This window comes from Propionicimonas sp. (assembly GCF_047606205.1).
GTDB lineage: Bacteria > Actinomycetota > Actinomycetes > Propionibacteriales > Propionibacteriaceae > Propionicimonas.
In genome coordinates this window covers 1-18,352 of record NZ_JASGES010000211.1, presented here as the reverse complement: position 1 = coordinate 18,352, position 18,352 = coordinate 1, and the positions used below count along the sequence as shown (strand labels likewise).

Below are 18,352 nucleotides of genomic sequence, written 5' to 3'. Positions count from 1 at the left end.
TGGCCCGGCGTAGCCTGCCCGGATGAGCAGTACCGAGGACTTCGCCGCGGCGGCACTGGCCGTCCTGCGGCGTCTGGTGGGCAGTGCCGAGGCGACCTTCCACGACGGCCAGCTGGACGCCATCGCCGCCCTCGTCCTGCGGCGCCAGCGGGCCCTGGTCGTGCAGCGGACGGGCTGGGGCAAGTCCGCGGTCTACTTCGTCGCGACCGCACTGCTGCGGGCGGCCGGCGCAGGACCGACCGTGATCGTGTCCCCGCTGCTGGCCCTGATGCGCGACCAGCTTGCCGCGGCCACCCGCGCGGGCGTCCGGGCGGTCACGATCAACACGGCCAACGCCACCGAGTGGGGTCAGGCCTACGCGGCCCTGGAGGCCGACCAGGTGGATCTTCTGCTGGTCAGCCCGGAGCGCCTGAACAACCCGACCTTCCGCGACCAGCAGTTGCCGGCGCTGGCGCGGCGCTGCGGGCTGCTGGTCGTGGACGAGGCGCACTGCATCAGCGACTGGGGCCACGACTTCCGTCCGGACTACCGCCGGATCCGCGACCTGCTCGCCACCCTGGGTCACGACGTGCCGGTGCTCGCCACCACCGCGACCGCGAACTCCCGCGTGGTCGACGACGTGGTCGAGCAGCTCGGAGCCGGCGGGCACACGGTGCTCACCATCCGCGGTGGCCTCGCCAGGGACTCCCTGCGACTCGGCGTGCTGACACTGCCCCATGAGGAGACCAGGGTCGCCTGGCTGGCCACGCACCTCGCGGACTTCACCGGCAGCGGCATCATCTACACGCTCACGGTGGCGCAGGCGGAAGACCTGGCGGCGCTCCTGGCCCGCCACGGGCACGTCGTGGCCGCCTACACCGGTCGCACCGATCCGGCCGAGCGGGAGGAGCTGGAGGCACGGTTGCGGGACAACCAGGTGGCGGCGCTGGTCGCGACGTCTGCGCTGGGGATGGGCTTCGACAAGCCAGACCTCGGGTTCGTCATCCACCTCGGCGCGCCCAGTTCGCCGGTCGCCTACTACCAGCAGGTGGGCCGTGCCGGTCGCGCCGTCGCGAGCGCCGACGTGCTGCTGCTGCCCACGGCCGCCGACCGCGACATCTGGCACTACTTCGCCACCGCGTCGATGCCCTCGCGCGCGGATGCCCAGGCGGTCCTGCGCGCGCTCGCCGACGCGGATCGCCCGCTGTCCAGCGCAGCCATCGAGCCGCTGGTCGACCTGCGCCGTGCCCGACTCGAACTCCTGCTCAAGGTGCTCGACGTGGACGGTGCCGTGACCCGCGTCCGCGGCGGCTGGCAGGCGACGGGCGAACCGTGGGCCTACGATGCCGAGCGCTACGAACGGGTGGCTCTCGCCCGCACGCGAGAGCAGCAGTTGATGCGGGACTACCTCGACACCCCGGGCTGCCGGATGGCTTTCCTGCAGCGGACGCTGGACGACCCCGCACCTCGCGACTGCGGCCGGTGCGACCGGTGCGCGGGAGCCTGGTACGCGGCGGCGGTGGGCGAGGCCGACGTCGGCACGGCGCGGGCCGAACTCGACCGGGTGGGGGTGGAGGTCGCACCGCGCAGCCTGTGGCCGACGGGGATGGCCAACCTGGGCGTACCGGTGACGGGGCGGATCGCCGCCGGGGTCTGCGCCGAGCCGGGCAGGGTCCTGGCCCGGTTCAGCGACCTCGGCCTGGGCCAGCGGTTGCGCGACCTGGTGGCCGCGGCGGACGCGCCGGTTCCCGATTGGGTGCACGCACCCTGCGTCCGCGTCCTGCGGGAGTGGGACTGGACGCGACGCCCCGTCGCCGTGGTGGCCGTGCCGTCGCTGCGTCACCCACGGCGGGTCTCCTCCCTCGCCGCGGGGATCGCGCGCAGCGGCCGGCTGGCCGATCTCGGCAGCCTGGAGACCGTCCGGGAGGAGGAGTGGCAGGAGCCGGCCGCCAACAGTGCCTACCGGCTGCGGCAGGTCTACGGGCGGTTCCGGCTCAGTGCTGCCCAGGCCGAATGGCTGGCCGCGGCTTCCGGACCGCTGCTGCTGGTCGATGATGTCGTCGACTCCCGCTGGACGATGACGGTGGCGGCGGGGCTGCTGCGCGAGGCCGGGGCGAGCGGGGTGCTGCCGTTTGCGCTGGCCGCCGTCGGCTGACGGAGCTCCCCCAGGGGCACGGCACCGGCGGTGCGCGGCCCCCAAACAGGGGGAACGCCCGCCACGAACCCTCGGGTTCTGCGGGCACTGCCGGGGGGCAGCCAGTCCAGCTCGGGGGGAACCGGATCTGAAGGAGACCTGGTTCGGGGGGAACCGCTGGCCTCGTTCAGAACTTTATTCAGATACGCGGCCATGGTGCAAGGGTTTCGAACCCCCACTTTTTCGGGATTTTGGGACGTCACCCGGAATGGTGACAATCCTCGGTCACTCCTAGTGGGGACACGGTCCGGCAGGTCAGGCCGGACCTTTCGGGATATCCGCCGAAAATGTCGGCCGAAATGTCACCCGTGAAGGTGACACCCGGGCCGGGACGCGCGTCGGGGAGATGCGTGGACGGTGGCGTAGAGTTGTCCCTCGTGACTGCCGCAGACCTCCAGGCCGACCTGGCCGTCCTCGACCGAACCCTCACCTCCATCGAGGCCGTGATCGACCCTGCGGCGAAGCGTGCCGAGATCGCAGAACTCCAGGAGCAGGCTGCCGCACCCGACCTGTGGAACGACCAGGAGAACGCCCAGCGAGTGACGTCACGGCTCTCCCGTCTCCAGGCCGAAGTCGACCGGGTGGCCGCCCTGCGCAACCGGGTCGACGACCTCGGCGTCCTGATCGAGCTGTCCGTCGAGGAGGATGATCCCGGAACGCTCGCCGAGGCGCAGAAGGAGTACCGGACGCTGTCGGCCGACATCGAGGCCCTCGAGATCCGCACGCTGCTGTCCGGCGAGTACGACCAGCGCGATGCGCTGGTGACCGTCCGCTCCGAAGCCGGTGGCGTGGACGCCGCCGACTTCGCCTCCATGTTGTTGCGGATGTACCTGCGCTGGGCCGAACGGCACGGCTACTCCACCGAGGTCTACGACACCTCCTACGCGGAGGAGGCCGGCATCAAGTCGGCCACCTTCACGGTCCGGGAGCCGTTCGCCTACGGGATGCTCTCGGTCGAGCAGGGCACGCACCGGCTCGTCCGCATTTCGCCCTTCGACAACCAGGGCCGTCGCCAGACGTCCTTCGCCGGTGTCGATGTGCTGCCCGTGACGGAGGAGACCGACCACATCGACATCCCCGAGCAGGACATCCGCGTGGACGTGTTCCGCAGCTCCGGTCCCGGCGGCCAGAGCGTGAACACGACCGACTCCGCGGTCCGGATCACGCACCTGCCGACCGGTCTGGTGGTGTCCTGCCAGAACGAGAAGTCCCAGCTGCAGAACAAGGCCGCGGCGCTGCGCGTCCTGCAGTCGAGGTTGCTGGAGCGCGCGCGGGCCGAGAAGGAGGCCGAGATGCGCGAGCTCAAGGGGGAGGGAGGGAACTCCTGGGGCTCCCAGATGCGCTCCTACGTCCTGCACCCCTACCAGATGGTCAAGGACCTGCGCACCGACTTCGAGGTGGGCAACCCCGATGCGGTCTTCGACGGCGACATCGACGGCTTCATCGACGCCGGCGTGCGCTGGCGCCGGCAGCAGGGGGAGCGTTGACACGCCGGAGGATCGGCGCGGCGCCCGCAGGAGCTTCGCCTAAGCTTCTGCTGAGACCGGCCTCAGCCAACGTTGAGAAACTTCCCCACTGCCTACCCGGTCCGGGTGAGTCACTGTGATCAGATTCGAAGACGTCTCCAAGACCTACGACGGCCAGACCCGGCCCGCGTTGAAGAACGTGACCGTGGAGATCGCGAAGGGCGAGTTCGCCTTCCTGGTGGGCGAGTCCGGCTCCGGGAAGTCGACCTTCCTGCGCCTGATCCTGCGGGAGTACCTCCCGACCTCCGGGCACATCCACGTGGCCGGCCGGGACCTGAGCCGGCTGCACAGCTGGAAGGTACCCGCGCTGCGCCGGCAGATCGGCACGGTGTTCCAGGACTTCCGGCTGCTGCCCGGCAAGACCGTCAACGAGAACGTCGGGTTCGCCCTCCAGGTGATCGGCAAACCGACCTCCTTCATCCGCAAGGTCGTCCCCGAGACCCTCGAGCTGGTCGGACTCGGCGGCAAGGGCGACCGGCTCCCGGAGGAACTCTCCGGTGGGGAGCAGCAGCGGGTCGCGATCGCCCGTGCGTTCGTGAACCGGCCGGCGATCCTCATCGCGGACGAGCCCACCGGCAACCTCGACCCCAACACGAGCATCGGGATCATGAAGCTGCTCGACCGGATCAACCGGTCGGACACCACCGTGATCATGGCCACTCACGACTCGAACATCGTGGACCAGATGCGCAAGCGGGTGATCGAACTCGCCGGCGGCGAAGTCGTCCGCGACCAGAGCAAGGGCGTTTATGGCTATCAGTGAGCAGCGAGGACGGGACGGCTGGACGGGGGCGACCCGATGAGGCACACCTTCAGCGAGGCCTGGTCGGGGCTGCGGCGCAACGCGTCCATGACCCTGGCCGTGATCGTGACCATGTGGGTGTCGCTCACCCTGTTCGGTGCCGGCCTGCTGGTGGCCCAGCAGGTGGAGCGGCTCAAGGACGACTGGTACGACCGGGTGGAGATCAGCGTATTCCTGTGTGTCGCGGACTCCCGCGGCGGCAACTGTGTCGCGGGCGAGGGCGCCACGGACGCCCAGCGCAGTGACATCGAGCAGACCCTGAAGAGCAATCCGGAGGTCGCCGAGGTCTTCTACGAGACCAAGGAACAGGCCTACCAGCAGTTCCGCGAGTACTACGCGGACAACGATCCGATCCTGCAGTCAACCACCGTCGACATGATGCAGGACTCGTTCCGGGTGAAGCTGAAGGATCCGGAGGAGTACCAGGGCGTGGTGTCCGCCGTGAGCGGCATGCCGGGGGTCGAGCAGGTGCAGGATCTGCGCAAGATCCTGGATCCGATGTTCGCCTGGCTGAACCTGGCCCGGTGGGCGACCGTGGGGCTGAGCGTGCTGCTGCTGCTCGCCGCGGCCCTCCAGATCGGCAACACCATCCGGCTGGCCGCCTACTCCCGGCGCAGGGAGATCGGGATCATGCGGCTGGTCGGGGCGTCCAACTGGTACATCATGCTGCCCTTCCTGCTGGAGTCGCTGATCGCGGCCGTCGGAGGGGCGGTGATGGCCTGCCTCACCCTGGCGGCCGTCCAGCAGTTCGTCGTGGTCGGCCGTGCCGAGGCGGAGATCCAGACCATCCGGTGGATCGACTGGGCGAATGTGGGCTGGGCCATGGCGTGGCTCGCCGTTCTGGCGGTCGTTCTCTCTATCATTCCTACATTGATCGCGACCCGGAGGTTCCTCCGGGTCTGACCAGACAAAACCGATTGGGGCAACTCGTGCAGGTGTCTTCCCCCACCGCACGCGGACCCCGGGGTAGCCGCCTCGGCCCGCTGGTGAACGCTGTCAGGACAACGACCCTCCTCGCACTGATGCTGGCTCTGGTCTTCGGGCTGAGCCCGACGGCGGGTGCCGAGGACCTCAAGGACGCCAGGGACAAGGTGCGCAAGGCGCTGGTCCAGGCCAAGAAGGACGTCTCCTCCGACACCAAGGCCGTTCGGACGGCTGCCGACCGGCTCAAGGACTCCGAGGCCGACCTGGCCAGGGCGAGGTCCGAGCTGGCCTACGTCCAGGACAAGCTGGCGACGGCGAAGGAGAAGGACGCCGCCGTCGCCGCCGACCTCGCTGCGGCGCAAGCAGCTTTCGACACTGCCGCTGCGGCCGTGGTCAGCGCGCAGGCGGACGTCGAACGGCAGCGCGCACTGGTCGCAGTGGCTGTGCGCACCGCCTATCAGCAGCACACCGACCTGCAGGGGATGACCGTCGTGCTCGGCACGGACTCCGCCTCGGAACTGGCCGATCGGGTGCAGTGGGCCAACACGATCTTCGACACCTCCACCGCCCGGCTCGATCGGCTCAACCAGCTGCAGGCGCAGCTGGAGACGGCCCGCACCGCGCGGGCTGACGCCGAGGCGACCCTGACCGACCGCAAGCGGGCCAGCGCCGCGCAGGTCGCCGACGTGAAGGAACTCACCGCACAGGCCGCGTCCCGCAAGGCCGAGCTGGCCGACCTGGTGGTGGCGAACCGGAAGCTCAAGGCGAAGGCGAGCGACGAACTCGAGGCCAGCAGGTCGGAGTACCGGAAGCTGGAGAAGCAGGAGGCCAGGATCACGGCGAAGCTGCGCGGGGACAGCTACAACACCGTGAACTCCGGCGGCTTCATCAAGCCGGTGAACGCTCCGGCGGGTTCGGGCTTCGGGATGCGGTTCCACCCGATCCTGCACTACTGGCGGATGCACTGGGGCACCGACTTCGGGGCGGCCTGCGGGGCGCCGATCCGCGCGATGGCGAACGGCAAGGTGGTCTCGGCCGGCTGGACCACCTACGGATTCGGCAACTTCACCCTGATCAGCTACGGCCGCATGAAGGGGGCCCAGCTGGTGAGCGGCTACGCCCACCAGTCGAAGATCATCGTCAAGGCGGGCGAGCACGTGAAGCAGGGCCAGGTGGTCGGTTACGTCGGCACGACCGGCCTGAGCACCGGCTGCCACCTGCACCTGCAGATCTACCGCAACGGCGTCCGGGTCAACCCGATGAACTACCTCTGACCGGATTCCCGCCTGCGTCCGGGCGCTCGTCGTCCGGTCCCGGTGCGGCAGCCACGCTTGGTAGGCTGGACGGACGGGTGAGTCGCGGGGGAGAGGAGCCGTCATGCCACGACCACAGGGCCGGATCATGGTGGCGCAGAACCGCAAGGCGCACCACGACTACCACATTCACGACCGGTTCGAGGCCGGCATGGTGCTCACCGGCACCGAAGTGAAGTCGCTGCGGGCCGGACGCGCGTCTCTCGCGGACGCGTTCGCCACCGTCGACGACGGCGAGGTGTGGCTGCGCAACGTGCACATCCCCGAGTACGCCTTCGGCACCTGGACGAACCACGCCACCCGCAGGAACCGCAAGCTGCTGCTGCACCGCAAGGAGATCGCGAAGCTCGAGCGCGAGACCACCGCGTCCGGCAAGACCATCGTGCCGCTGGCGATCTACTTCTCCGACGGGTACGCCAAGGTCGAGATCGCGATCGCCTCCGGCAAGAAGGACTGGGACAAGCGACAGACCATTGCAGCCAGGGACGCCGACCGGGAGGCCCGGCGGGAGCTGGCTGCCCGGAACCGGGGCGAGCGATGAGCCGGCGGGCGCCCGGCCGATGGCCGGCAGCGCTCGCCGCCCTCCTTCTCACCGGCTGGATCCTGGTCGGCGTCGCGCCGACGGCCAGAGCCGCGTCGGCGGACGTCTTCGACTCCTTCGATGTCGCCGCCACCCTCGACGCCGAGGGCTACGTGCACGTCACCGAGACGATCGTGCTCCGCTTCGGGTCGTCCTCCGGCAGGCACGGGCTGGAGCGGACACTGATCACCCGCGAACCCGACGGTGACGACCACGACGTCGTCTACCAGGTCGACCAGGTTCGGGCGACCAGCCCGACGCCAGGGGTGTCGACCAAGGTGGACACCTCCGAGCAGGGCAGCGGACGCAACACCTACCTGAGGATCCGGGTCGGCTCCTCGGACCGGACCGTCTCGACCGCGACGGCGACCTATGTCCTCTCCTACCGGGTGCTGGGTCTGGTGCGGACGTCGGGGACCTACGACGAGCTCTACTGGGATATCAGCGGATCCTCGATGCCGACGATCACGATGGCGACGGCGAAGATCACCGTCCCCGGCGGCGCGCTGGACGTGTTCTGCTCGGTCGCGCTGCCCGGCCGGACCGGGGACTGCACGAAGAGCGTGATCAGCAACGAGGTCGCGCAGTTCGCGGCGTCCAGTATCCCGACCGGCGAGGTGATGACCGTGTCGGTGAAGATCGCCCCCGGCCTGGTCACCCACAACACGCCGATCCAGGTGGAGAACGCGGACGCGGCGGCCCAGCGCCAGACGGCCTGGGCGTTCGGCGGCTCGCTCGCCGGTGCGGCGCTGGTCCCCTTCGTGGGCTGGTGGTACCTGCGCCGCCGCTCCCGCGACTACCGGTGGGAGGGCGTGCCGCCGGGCAGTTTCCCCGCCCGGGGCCAGCAGGCGAGCGAGGTGCTCTCCGACCCGCGCACGGAGATCCCGGTCTGCTTCGCCCCGCCACAGCTCGGGGTGGCCGAGGCCGGCCTGCTGATCGACGGCGAGACGCAGGTGCGCGACACCACCGCGGCCCTGGTCAGCCTGGCCGTGGCCGGCGCCATCCAGCTGCGCAGTGACGACACCCAGCAGGTCCGGCTGGTCGACCCGTCCCGGGCGCCGGACGCGACGAGCACCATCATCCTCGCCGAGCTGTTTCCCGCCGGCAGCCGGCCCGGCCGGGTGGTGGACCTCGGCGAGCCGGGGACGCTGTCCCAGGCCCACGAGCGGGTGCAGCGGACGGTGCTGGCCAGGGCTACCCAGGAGCACTGGTTCGCCCGCCTCCCCGGCGCCGCCGGCGGTCTGGGCTGCGGGATCGGTGGGCTGCTGTTCCCCCTGTTGACCGTCGGCATCGTGGGCAGCGCCTTCGTCGGGGCCTGGCTGCTGCTGGCGTTTCCGCTGCTGCTCTCTGTCGCGGTCACGGCCGTCGTCGTGCAGCGGAAGCTCCGCCGCGGACAGCGGAGCGCGTACGGTCGCGCGCTGACCGATCAGGTGGAGGGCTTCCGCACCTACCTCGCCACCGCCGAGGCCGAGCAACTGCGGTTCGAGGAGGGTGAGGACATCTTCAGCCGCTACCTTCCGTGGGCGATCATGTACGACCTCACCGAGCGCTGGACGCAGGTGTGCCAGCGGCTCGTGGAGCTCGGCCGGATCCCGGACGTGGCCCCGACCTGGTACTACGGGACGACCTGGAACCTGAACAGCTTCGTGTGGCAGTTGAACACCTTCGACAGCTCCGTCGGCACCTCGATCGCCAGCCCCGCGCCGACGTTCAGCGAGTCTGGCTTCGGCAGCGGCGGATCGGCCTTCGGCGGGGGCAGTTTCGGCGGCGGCGGGGGGTTCTCCGGCGGCGGTGGCGGTGGTGGCGGCGGCGGAAGCTGGTAGCCGACCCCGGCGCCCCGACCCGCCGGCCCTCCGGACCCCGGATCGCCCCGGATCGCCCCGCCCGACCCCGCGTGGTGCCCCTTTTCGGGAGCAGACGGGACGACGAACGACTGGCGGCTACTTCACCCCGACCAGGTCGCAGACGAAGATCAGGGTCTCGCCGGGGCCGATGACGCCGCCGGCGCCGCGCTCCCCGTAGGCCAGGTGCGGCGGGATGACCAGCCGGCGGCGGCCGCCGACCTTCATGCCCGCCAGACCGTTGTCCCAGCCGGCGATGACGCGGCGGGCGCCGAGCGGGAAGACCAGCGGCTGGCCCCGGTCGTAGCTGGAGTCGAACTCCTCGCCAGAGGAGAAGGCCACCCCCACGTAGTGCACGGCCACGGTCTTGCCCGGTACCGCCTCAGGGCCCGTGCCCTCGTCGAGGTCGATGATCTCCAGGTCGGTCGGTGCGGGGCCCTCGGGCGGGTCGACGAACGGTTTCTCCATGCCGGGCACCCTACCTGAGGGGGCATGAGCGACCGTCGTGTATGCTTGGGAAGCTGGACGGGCAACCGTTCGGTACAACTCAACAGGGGGTGACTGGTTTCGACTTGGGACGGTAGTTCCAGGAGAAGCGGGCCGAGGATCCGGGGACATCTCGTTAACGACTCCCGGAAACCAATAAGTGCCGATTCCAATCGCACTGACTTCGCTCTCGCTGCCTGAGCAGTGATCGAAGGGTCAGCCCGGACGTAGCCTTCCGTCCGGTTCCTGGCCTCATCTAGAAGGCTTACCGTCCTGACCTCGTTCCAGGGTCTGCGGCGGGACATTCATGGAACTGGGCTTGTTCGCCACGTGCTGACGCGAGGGTGAGAGCCGAGTAGAACGTCTGGTCAGCTGCGCCCGGAGAAGTCCTGGTTCACCTCTTGAGGACGCGGGTTCGACTCCCGCCACCTCCACCCCAGAGGGCTTCTTGCAGCCCTCGACATCGAAAGTGCCGGTGACGAGTTCCCCGAGCATGGAGATGACAGAGCCGCCCTCCGGCTGGAGGGCGGCTCTTGCGCTTCTGGGCGTGCCCGGGTGACCCGGCCTGTGCGCGGCCGAGGCGCTGCTGGAGTTGTGCCGTGATGACGACGCAGAGACCCGCTACTACGCCTTGTACGCGCTGCTCGACGAGGTCACCTGTATTGACCCACAGAAGCTCGACCCCGCCCTGGCGCGTCTTGCGAACGACCCGGATGAACAGATCCGCACCATGGCACGCAGCCGTCGCGTGGACGCCAGCTGACGAGTTCATCAACCCACTGGCATCAGCCGCGGCGGGGCAGCGCTGGTCAGAAGTCGTCTTGGGTCAGGCCGAGTTCTGCCCATTTGGCGCTGGCCTAGCCGGGCTTGAGCCAACCGAACTCGTACACCTCGGGCCCGCCGCTCTCGGGGTAGTGCTCGAAATACCCGGATTCGAGTTCGCGAACAGTGAACCACTTGGGACTGCAGTCCTCGAAGGCGGTCCTTGCGTCCGTCAGCCCAGACGATGACGAACCACGGCCACCACTGCCGGGCAGGGAACGACATCTCAAGGCGCACGCTGGCCAGATAGCCCTTCAGCTCGCCATTGAGGCGGAGCTCGCCCAAACCGTGATCGTACGCGGCAAGGTCTGGATCTGGCAGATCGTAATCCGGAGGCTCGCCGAACCACTGCTGGAACCAGCGTCGGACCCATTCGACCACAGCAGGATCGTCGCACACGCTTCCACCCACTGTTAGGAATCTCCGCCTGCGGTGTGGCGCTGAACATCCTGTTCCGCCGCGAGTTCGGCGTCCTGGTGACGGTAGCGTTCCTTCGGCCCTGCCGTACGGCGCGTGGTCTGTCAGGATCTGTGCGTGCCGAGACTCACTTTCATGGACGTGTATCCGCAGACAGGCTTGCACGACCGCCGGTGGGGGACGCCGGCCGAGGACGCGGTGGCGCGGACCGCCAGACGCGTGTGTGAAGCCCACAGCGTTGGCCTGCGGGGTCTGCGCCTGGAAGCGCCCCGCGCCAGCTACCGCCTGTTGGTCCGGGAGGAGGATGCGGAGACGGGCCTCCGGGTGGAACTGATCGATGATCCGGATGACCACAACATCGGGATCCTGCACGTACCGGTCGGCGCACACGAGTGGGAACCGCAACCGCGAGCCGCTGCGGTGTTGGACGCCATTCACCAAACCACGGTGTTGCTCGGGGAACGACTTGGTTGGGACCTGACCGCCCTGCGGGAGGTCAGGGACGTGGTTGCTGCGAGCGGCGGCCGGTTCGGGTGGGAGGGGCGGTGGAAGACCAGCCCTGACCGGTCTTCGCGGGCACGGGTGCGCGCAGTTTGGGACGACGATGGGTTCGGGCGGCTGAGCGTGCAGGTCGAGGGAGGGGACGGTGCGTTGTACAGCGCGCCGGTGATCTCGTTCTCGACACCCGAAGGGCTCCAGCGGTCGATGGACACATTGACGTGGACGCCGAATGGTGGCCTCTGGGTCCTGCCCAGCGTCCTGCCGTTCGGCATCCCGGACGGTCCGGCGCTGACCGTGGCCTCCGGTGACCTCCTCGACCACGACCCACTCATCCACCTGCCCGTGCCCGGAGGTGACTTTCTTTCCCCAGTGGCAGTGACGGCCGCCTGGGAGGATCCGGACCCGTACCTGCTCGACAAGACCCACATCTCCACAGGCTCTGATGCTTGGGGAACGCCGCGGCAGGTGGAACGAACCGTCGACCAGGTCAATGCCGGCCTGGGGCCGCTGCTTCGGGACTGGCTCGATGTTGCAGGTGTGCGGGAGGTGGAGTGGTTCTACACCTACGACTCGTATGCGAAGACCCACCTCCGCATCTACGACAAGCGCCCGAAAATCCAGATCTTCCAGCAGCGGAGCAAGGCTGACCTGACCGACCCGATGACCTGCACCACGGTGCTTCTCGACGACTTCCAGCGTGCCCTCGACAGGCTCGCAGCGAAGCTAGGAACGGGCCCTGCGCCCCGCCTCCCGCGCTAGGGACCACCTCGACAACATCCGGTCCTGCCGCGAGTATGTTCCTCAGAGTCGGATGACCGCGCGTTGCTCCGGTGCGCGCCGGAGCTGCTTCGAGGCTGTGACGGTGACTGTGCCGGTCGCGAGTCGCTGGGCGAGAGAAGTGAGAAGCGCGTCATAGTCGGTGGCGGCGAACTCGAAGGAGATTACGACGTCGAGCCGATCGAAGCCGTCGTCGCGGGGGACCTGCCAGCCGAAGTCGGACCAGCGCACCGTGGTCGATGTCCGGGTGACTGGACGCTGAGCGCGCCGCACTCGAGATCGCCGCACTGCTCGCAGACAAGTAGCGCTGCCCGGCCATCGGGGAACTCGCCCCGGTCCGGGAGCCTCACGCTGTCAAGCCAGGACAGCCCGGCATCCAGGTCCCAGCCCGACACCATGGCGGTCGACTCCCGTGGAGGGTTCGCCCAGCCGAGCATCGTTCGGAGGAGACGGCCGTTGACCGTCCAGTCCAGGAACCGGTGCTCTCCCGCGTCGGCGCCGCTTTCCGGGGGGAAGGTCGTCGTAGCCGGCACCTCGACCACACCGAGCAGATCCACGGTGAGAGCCTAGAACTCCGAGTCGCCGAGGTCGGCCAGCGCGCGGATCTGTCACAGATAGGTCGATGGAGGATGAGTTCCAGCCCAAGCTCGGCGCCTCCGTCAGCCACCCCTTGAAGGGCGCCAATCTGTACTCTGAGGCGCCTCACGACCTTGGACGCGGTCTGTCGGCCGATGTCTACCGCTCGCCGAGTTCCTTCATGGTGACGCCAGCCTCGTAGCCCTCGACGATTCCTGCCGACTTGGTCGCTTCGCAGTTGATGGATGCTCCGTCGGGGGAGCAGGCGCCGTGATCTCTCTGGAGTGCCGGGTTGGGACCCGGATCCCGGAGGGTGCGCTGGCCGGCGTCCCCGTGTCGCCAGGGACGGCGGAGGGCATGGCGAGGATCGTCCGGGACCTGGCCGAAGCAGCGCTCGAGTCGGCGACATTCTCGTCGCGCCACTCGGCTGATCCGGGACGGCCAGCGCATCCGGGTGAACGGCACCGACGGCTGGGTGGAGGTCGTCTGACGGTGCCCGACCGGGGCCACGCGAGCCGGATCGAGGTGCCGCAGTCGCGAGTGCGAGACTTGGCACGAGGAGGTGTCATGCAGAGCTTCGGGGTGGGTGACCTGCTGGTCGCCGGGATCTCGATCACCGACGGGATCTTCGACGGCACGGTGGTCCTGCTGCTGGACGCGGACGAGTCCGGCACGCTCGGAGTCGTCCTCAACCGGACCACCGACATCGACCTGTCCGGCGCCCTGCCGGCCTGGTCGGACCTGGTCAGCGACCCGCAGGCACTGTTCGACGGCGGCCCGGTCTCGCAGCAGGGTGCGGTGTGCCTGGCCGAACCGTGGTCGGAGAACGAGGAGCCGCCGGGCTGGCGGCCCGTGTTCGGCCACGTCGGCCTGCTGAACCTCGACACGCCGGTCGAGATCGCGGAAGGCACCTACCGCCACCTGCGCGTCTTCGCGGGCTACGCCGGCTGGGAGGCGGGGCAGCTGGAGCAGGAGCTCGAGTTCGAGATGTGGCACGTGGTCCCCGCCCGGCCCGAAGACGTCTTCGACCCCGACCCCGCCACCCTGTGGCGGCGGGTGCTGCGCCGCCAGGGCGGGGAGCTGGCGCTCCTTTCCACCTGGACCGCGTCCGCCGACCTCAACTGAGACCGGCCTGGGCCCCGGTGCCCTCCCCGGCGGTACCCGGCCCCGCGCGCGACTAGTATCTTCAGCACCGACGACCAAGGGAGGGCGACAAGGTGAGTGAGGCTCCCCGGGCTTCCGCTCCGCGGATCCTGGTGGTCGACGACGACGAGGCCCTTGCCGAGATGCTCCACATCGTGCTCGGCTCGGAGGGGTTCGACGCGAGACTGTGCCACGACGGGGCGTCCGCGCTGGACGCCTTCCGCGACTACCGGCCCGACCTGGTCCTGCTCGACCTGATGCTGCCCGGCAGGGACGGCGTGGACGTGTGTCGTGACATCCGCGCCACCTCTGGCGTCCCGATCGTCATGCTGACCGCCAAGAGCGACACGATCGACGTGGTGGACGGGCTGTCGGCGGGCGCGGACGACTACGTGGCCAAGCCGTTCAAGACCCAGGAGCTGATCGCGCGGATCAAGACCCGACTGCGGCGCCACGTCACTCCGGAGCCCGATGTCGAGAACCTGCGGATCGGCGACCTGGTGATCCGGGTCAACGAGCACACCGTGCGTCGCGGCGAGGACGAGATCACCCTCACCCCGCTCGAGTTCGACCTGCTCCTGGCCCTGGCCCGCCGACCCCGGCAGGCGTTCACCCGAGAGGTGCTCCTCGAGGAGGTCTGGGGCTACCGCCACGCGAGCGACACCCGGCTGGTGAACGTGCACGTCCAGCGGTTGCGCTCGAAGGTGGAGAAGGACCCGGAGCGTCCGGAGATCATCGTCACCGTCCGGGGCGTCGGCTACCGGGCCGGTGAGCCCAAGTCGGCCTGATGCGAGGGCTCGCCCGATTCGGGCCGATCCGGTTGTGGGCACGGTCGCTTCCCTTCCGGGTGGTGCTGAGTACCATCGCCGCCGCGATCGTGATCCTCTTCTCCACGGGCTGGTTCCTGATGGACCAGTCCAGCCGGGGCATCATGGACGGCAAGACCCAGGCGAGTGTCGCCGAGGCGTCCGCCGTGGTCGCGAGCATGCAGACGACCCTGTCCACCACCGACTTCCGGACCACCTCGGCCAGCGAGCAGATCAGCCGGCTCGCCAGGGACGCGGCCAGCCGCGGCCAGGCCGGCAGCCAGTACTTCGTCGTCGTGGAGACCCCGATCTCCCAGATCGGCACCGCGGGGCTCGCCGCCGACAGCATCCCGGACAGCATCCGGCAGGCCGTCGCCAACGGTGACGGCGACGGGCTGTGGAGTACCCCCACCATGATCCGGTTCACCGACCAGCGGGAGGAGGAGCCCGGCCTGGTCGTGGCGGCCAACCTCGACGCTCCCGGCCAGGAGCCCTACCCGATCTTCTTCCTGTTCTCGACCAGCCAGGAGCAGCGCACGCTCGCGGTGGTCCAGCAGGCCACCCTGGCCACGGGTGTGTTCGTGCTGGTCGGCCTGAGTGCCACCGTCTACCTGATCGCCCTGCAGGTGCTCCGCCCGGTACGTGCCGCCCGCCTGGCCGCGGAGAGCCTCGCCGCCGGTCACCTGGAGGACCGGATGGACGTCGTCGGCACCGATGACCTCGCCGCGCTGGCGCGATCGATGAACCACATGGCCGAGGAGCTGGACAAGAAGATCACGCAGCTGCAGAACCTCTCGCTCGTCCAGCAGCGCTTCGTCTCGGACGTGTCCCACGAGCTGCGCACCCCGATGACCACGATCCGGATGGCGGCGGAGGTGCTGCACGCCCACCGGGCGGCCTTCGACGCGGCGTCGCGGCGGTCCAGTGAGTTGCTCTCTGCCGAACTGGACCGGTTCGAAGGCCTCCTCACCGAGCTGCTGGAGATCTCCCGGTTCGACGCCGGCGCGGCGGAGCTCTCGCTCGACGACGTCGACCTGGTCGGTCTGGCCGGCGACGAGGTCAACTCGCTCCAGCGGCTCGCCGAGGGCACGGGGAGTGTGATCTCGCTCGACGCGGACGGCAGCTGCGTGGCCGAGGTCGACGGCCGCCGGATCCGGCGGATCCTGCGCAACCTGATCACCAACGCCATCGAACACGGCGAGGGTCGGCCGATCACCGTCCACCTGCGCAGTGACGACCAGGCGGTCGCGATCGCCGTCCGCGACCACGGCGTGGGCTTCTCCGCCGCGGACGCCGGACAGGTGTTCAACCGGTTCTGGCGTGCTGACCCGTCCCGCGGCCGGCGGGTCGGGGGAACCGGGCTCGGCCTGTCGATCTCTCTCGAGGACGCCCGCCTGCACGGCGGCTGGCTGAACGCATGGGGGCGCCCGGGCCTGGGCGCCCAGTTCCGGCTCACGCTGCCCCGCAGGGCGGGCGAGGAACTGCACGGCTCACCGTGGCCCGTGGTCCCCCCGGATGTGAAGGACCTGACCCGTGTCTCCATCCGGTAGCCCAGGCCGCCCGCGCCACGGCGGCGCGGCCGCGCTGGCCTGTGCGCTCGTCGTGCTCTCCGGCTGCGCCACCGTCCCGACCAGCGGCGACGTCGCGCACCACACCCCGCAGGCCAGCGGGGTGAACTCGGGCGTCCAGGTCGACCCGCTCCCGCCGGCGGACGGGGCCAGCCAGCTGCTGGTCGTGGAAGGCTTCCTGCACGCGATGGGCACCTACCAGCCCAACTACGAGGTGGCCAGGCAGTACCTCACCGACGCGGCGAGCGCCGCCTGGCGCCCGGAGTCGGGCGTGCAGGTGTACGCCGACGGTTCCCCACCGACCGAGACCGAGCAGTCGGTCGTGCTGTCGGCGCGGGTCACCGGGAAGGTCGACGCGGCCGGCACCTACACCCCGGTGGGCAACGACGCGCCACCGCTGCGCCAGGACTTCGGGCTGGTCAAGAACAGCGCCGGCCAGTGGCGGATCTCCAGCCCGCCTTCCGGCCTGCTGGTGTCGAGGTATGCCTTCACCACCGGCTTCATGGCGGTCAGCCTGCACTTCACCGATCCGGCCGGTTCGGTGCTGGTGCCGGAGCCGAGGTTCTTCGCCGCCGGGGACCAGGCCGTGGCGGCCGCCGTCGCGGCGCAGCTCGCCGGGCCGGCCGCCTGGCTCGCCCCCGCGGTCCGGAAGCTGACCACCAGGGGGATCACGGTGGACTCGGTCGAGGTCGGCTCCACGGGCCTGGCGGAGGTCGACCTGGGCGGCGACACGGGCGGGCTCACCGTGGACCAGCAGCGGACGTTGCTGGCGGAACTGACCTACACGCTGTCCGGCTTCAGCCAGGTCAGCACCGTCCAGGTCACGGCGAACGGGGAGACCTGGCGCGATGACTCCGGCCAGTCGGTGGTGCGGACCGACTCCTTCGCCGCTCTGGCCCCGGTGGCCGCCACGTCCCAGCACGCCCTGTTCGTGGTGAAGGACCGCAAGGTGCAGCGGCTGAAGGACACCTCCGACTGGGACGACCTGGTCGAGACGACCGCCGCTCTCGCCCACCCCGAGCAGGTGGCGGTGAACGCGGACCTGAGCGAGGTGGCGGCCACGTCCCAGGCGGCGACGAGGCTGCAGGTGGAGCGGACCGACGCCGACAAGGTCACCCTGTTGCGGACGGGCACTGGCCTGTTGCGTCCCGACTACGCAAGGAACGGTGAACTGTGGTCGCCCGCCGAGGGCGGCGTGGCCGGGCTGCAGGTGTTCAAGGGCGACCAGCGGCTCAAGGTCGCGACCGGCGCCCATCCGGTCCCCGCCCTGAGAATGCGGGCGCTCTCGCTCTCCCCGGACGGCACCCGGGTGGCGCTGATCCTCGCCGACGGAGGCCAGACCCGGCTCGGCCTGGCCACGGTGGAGCGCGGCGACGGCGAGGTCACGGTGAGCGGCTGGAGCCCGCTGGACCTGTCCGTGGTCACCGGCAGCTCCGGCGCGGCGATCGACGTCGGCTGGGTCACCGCGACCGAGCTGGTGGTGCTGCAGGCCAGCGACGAGGGCACGAACGTGTTCCGGGTCAGCCAGGACGGGGCGAGTTCCACCGACATCGGCCCCAGCGAGAACCTCACGCTCAGCCAGCTCGCCGTGGTGCCGCAGCGTCCGATCGCGGCGCTGAGCCCCAGCGGCAACGTCTACCGGCGCGACGGCGAGTTCAACTGGAACCTCGCCATCGCCTCTGTGGAAGCAGTGGCCTGGTCGGGCTGACCCTGTGGACGGATGACCGGTCTGCGCCGATCCTGCCGAGGATGCCGGCGTGCGCGCGCGGGACGTGGTCGCAAGTGCGGCCGAGTTGGTGCTCGGCGCCCGGTGTGCGGGCTGCGGGCGTCCGGGCCCCGGCCCGTGCGGTGACTGTGTGCGGCGCCTCCGTGGGATGCGCCCCTTCGTCGTGCCGGGCCTGCCGCCTGAGCTGCCCGAGGTGTTCGCCGGCGGCGCCTACGACGACCGGTTGCGCCGGCTCGTCCTCGCCGCCAAGGAGCGTTCGGCGCTCGGCCTCGTCCCCGTCCTCGGTGGGCGGCTGGCCGCGGCGGTCGCCGCCGCGGTGCTCGCCGGCGGGAGCGCGCTGCCCGTCCTGCTCGTTCCGGTGCCCACCGTCG

15 protein-coding genes, 1 other RNA gene and 1 pseudogene are annotated in these 18,352 nt (G+C 69.9%); 15 read left to right on the top strand and 2 right to left on the bottom strand.

The features are described from left to right. Positions 1 to 22: 22 nt before the first annotated feature. The 7 genes from QM633_RS13210 to QM633_RS13180 all read left to right on the top strand — a co-directional run bounded on the left by QM633_RS13210 (position 23) and on the right by QM633_RS13180 (position 9,141). Positions 23 to 2,134 (top strand): RecQ family ATP-dependent DNA helicase, encoded by a 2,112-nt coding sequence (locus QM633_RS13210; protein ID WP_415154228.1) that lies wholly within the window; start codon positions 23 to 25, stop codon positions 2,132 to 2,134. A 416-nt stretch (positions 2,135 to 2,550) separates the two neighbouring features. After that, positions 2,551 to 3,660, top strand: coding sequence for a peptide chain release factor 2 (gene prfB, locus QM633_RS13205; protein WP_415154227.1), 1,110 nt, complete (start codon positions 2,551 to 2,553; stop codon positions 3,658 to 3,660). A gap of 115 nt (positions 3,661 to 3,775) precedes the next feature. Next, on the top strand, positions 3,776 to 4,462 hold the full coding sequence (ftsE, locus tag QM633_RS13200; RefSeq protein ID WP_415154226.1) for a cell division ATP-binding protein FtsE: 687 nt from the start codon (positions 3,776 to 3,778) through the stop codon (positions 4,460 to 4,462). Positions 4,463 to 4,498: 36 nt separating this feature from the next. Then, positions 4,499 to 5,404 carry a permease-like cell division protein FtsX gene (gene ftsX, locus QM633_RS13195; protein WP_415154225.1) on the top strand — a complete coding sequence of 302 codons (906 nt, stop codon included), beginning with the start codon at positions 4,499 to 4,501 and terminating at the stop codon, positions 5,402 to 5,404. 83 nt (positions 5,405 to 5,487) lie between these two features. Then, positions 5,488 to 6,699: a peptidoglycan DD-metalloendopeptidase family protein gene (locus QM633_RS13190; RefSeq protein WP_415154224.1), complete on the top strand. Its 1,212-nt coding sequence runs from the start codon at positions 5,488 to 5,490 to the stop codon at positions 6,697 to 6,699. 103 nt (positions 6,700 to 6,802) lie between these two features. Continuing rightward, on the top strand, positions 6,803 to 7,279 hold the full coding sequence (gene smpB / locus QM633_RS13185; protein WP_415154223.1) for an SsrA-binding protein SmpB: 477 nt from the start codon (positions 6,803 to 6,805) through the stop codon (positions 7,277 to 7,279). Continuing rightward, the gene (locus tag QM633_RS13180) at positions 7,276 to 9,141 is read left to right on the top strand and encodes a DUF2207 domain-containing protein (protein ID WP_415154222.1); all 1,866 of its coding nucleotides are present in this window, start codon (positions 7,276 to 7,278) and stop codon (positions 9,139 to 9,141) included. Before smpB ends, QM633_RS13180 begins: the two co-directional genes overlap by 4 nt. A 117-nt stretch (positions 9,142 to 9,258) precedes the next feature. Here the strand turns inward: QM633_RS13180 and QM633_RS13175 are convergent, their stop codons facing one another. Beyond that, positions 9,259 to 9,627, bottom strand: a complete 369-nt coding sequence (locus tag QM633_RS13175; RefSeq protein ID WP_415154221.1) for an FKBP-type peptidyl-prolyl cis-trans isomerase — start codon at positions 9,625 to 9,627, stop codon at positions 9,259 to 9,261. An 85-nt stretch (positions 9,628 to 9,712) separates the two neighbouring features. Between QM633_RS13175 and ssrA the strand changes: the two genes are divergently transcribed. The 3 genes from ssrA (at position 9,713) to QM633_RS13160 (ending at position 12,144) form a co-directional block, all read left to right on the top strand. Further along, positions 9,713 to 10,082, top strand: a transfer-messenger RNA (tmRNA) gene (gene ssrA, locus QM633_RS13170). Positions 10,083 to 10,276: 194 nt separating this feature from the next. Then, a complete protein-coding gene (locus tag QM633_RS13165) occupies positions 10,277 to 10,408 on the top strand; it encodes a hypothetical protein (RefSeq protein ID WP_415154220.1) in 132 nt (43 codons plus the stop codon). Between the two features lie 611 nt (positions 10,409 to 11,019). Beyond that, positions 11,020 to 12,144 carry a hypothetical protein gene (locus QM633_RS13160; protein ID WP_415154219.1) on the top strand — a complete coding sequence of 375 codons (1,125 nt, stop codon included), beginning with the start codon at positions 11,020 to 11,022 and terminating at the stop codon, positions 12,142 to 12,144. A gap of 42 nt (positions 12,145 to 12,186) precedes the next feature. On the opposite strand, the gene QM633_RS13155 is transcribed toward QM633_RS13160, so the two are convergent. Next, the gene (locus QM633_RS13155) at positions 12,187 to 12,393 is read right to left on the bottom strand and encodes a hypothetical protein (RefSeq protein ID WP_415154218.1); all 207 of its coding nucleotides are present in this window, start codon (positions 12,391 to 12,393) and stop codon (positions 12,187 to 12,189) included. 912 nt (positions 12,394 to 13,305) lie between these two features. Between QM633_RS13155 and QM633_RS13150 the strand changes: the two genes are divergently transcribed. The 5 genes and pseudogenes from QM633_RS13150 to QM633_RS13130 form a co-directional block, all read left to right on the top strand. After that, positions 13,306 to 13,863 carry a YqgE/AlgH family protein gene (locus QM633_RS13150; RefSeq protein ID WP_415154217.1) on the top strand — a complete coding sequence of 186 codons (558 nt, stop codon included), beginning with the start codon at positions 13,306 to 13,308 and terminating at the stop codon, positions 13,861 to 13,863. A 92-nt stretch (positions 13,864 to 13,955) separates the two neighbouring features. Further along, positions 13,956 to 14,669, top strand: coding sequence for an MtrAB system response regulator MtrA (mtrA, locus tag QM633_RS13145; RefSeq protein ID WP_415154216.1), 714 nt, complete (start codon positions 13,956 to 13,958; stop codon positions 14,667 to 14,669). Next, positions 14,669 to 16,237, top strand: a complete 1,569-nt coding sequence (mtrB, locus tag QM633_RS13140; RefSeq protein ID WP_415154215.1) for an MtrAB system histidine kinase MtrB — start codon at positions 14,669 to 14,671, stop codon at positions 16,235 to 16,237. Before mtrA ends, mtrB begins: the two co-directional genes overlap by 1 nt. Next, positions 16,221 to 17,963, top strand: a complete 1,743-nt coding sequence (locus QM633_RS13135) for a GerMN domain-containing protein (protein WP_415154214.1) — start codon at positions 16,221 to 16,223, stop codon at positions 17,961 to 17,963. The genes mtrB and QM633_RS13135 overlap by 17 nt, the downstream gene beginning before the upstream one ends. A 166-nt stretch (positions 17,964 to 18,129) precedes the next feature. Continuing rightward, a pseudogene (locus QM633_RS13130) lies at positions 18,130 to 18,352 on the top strand (hypothetical protein); the annotation flags it as partial.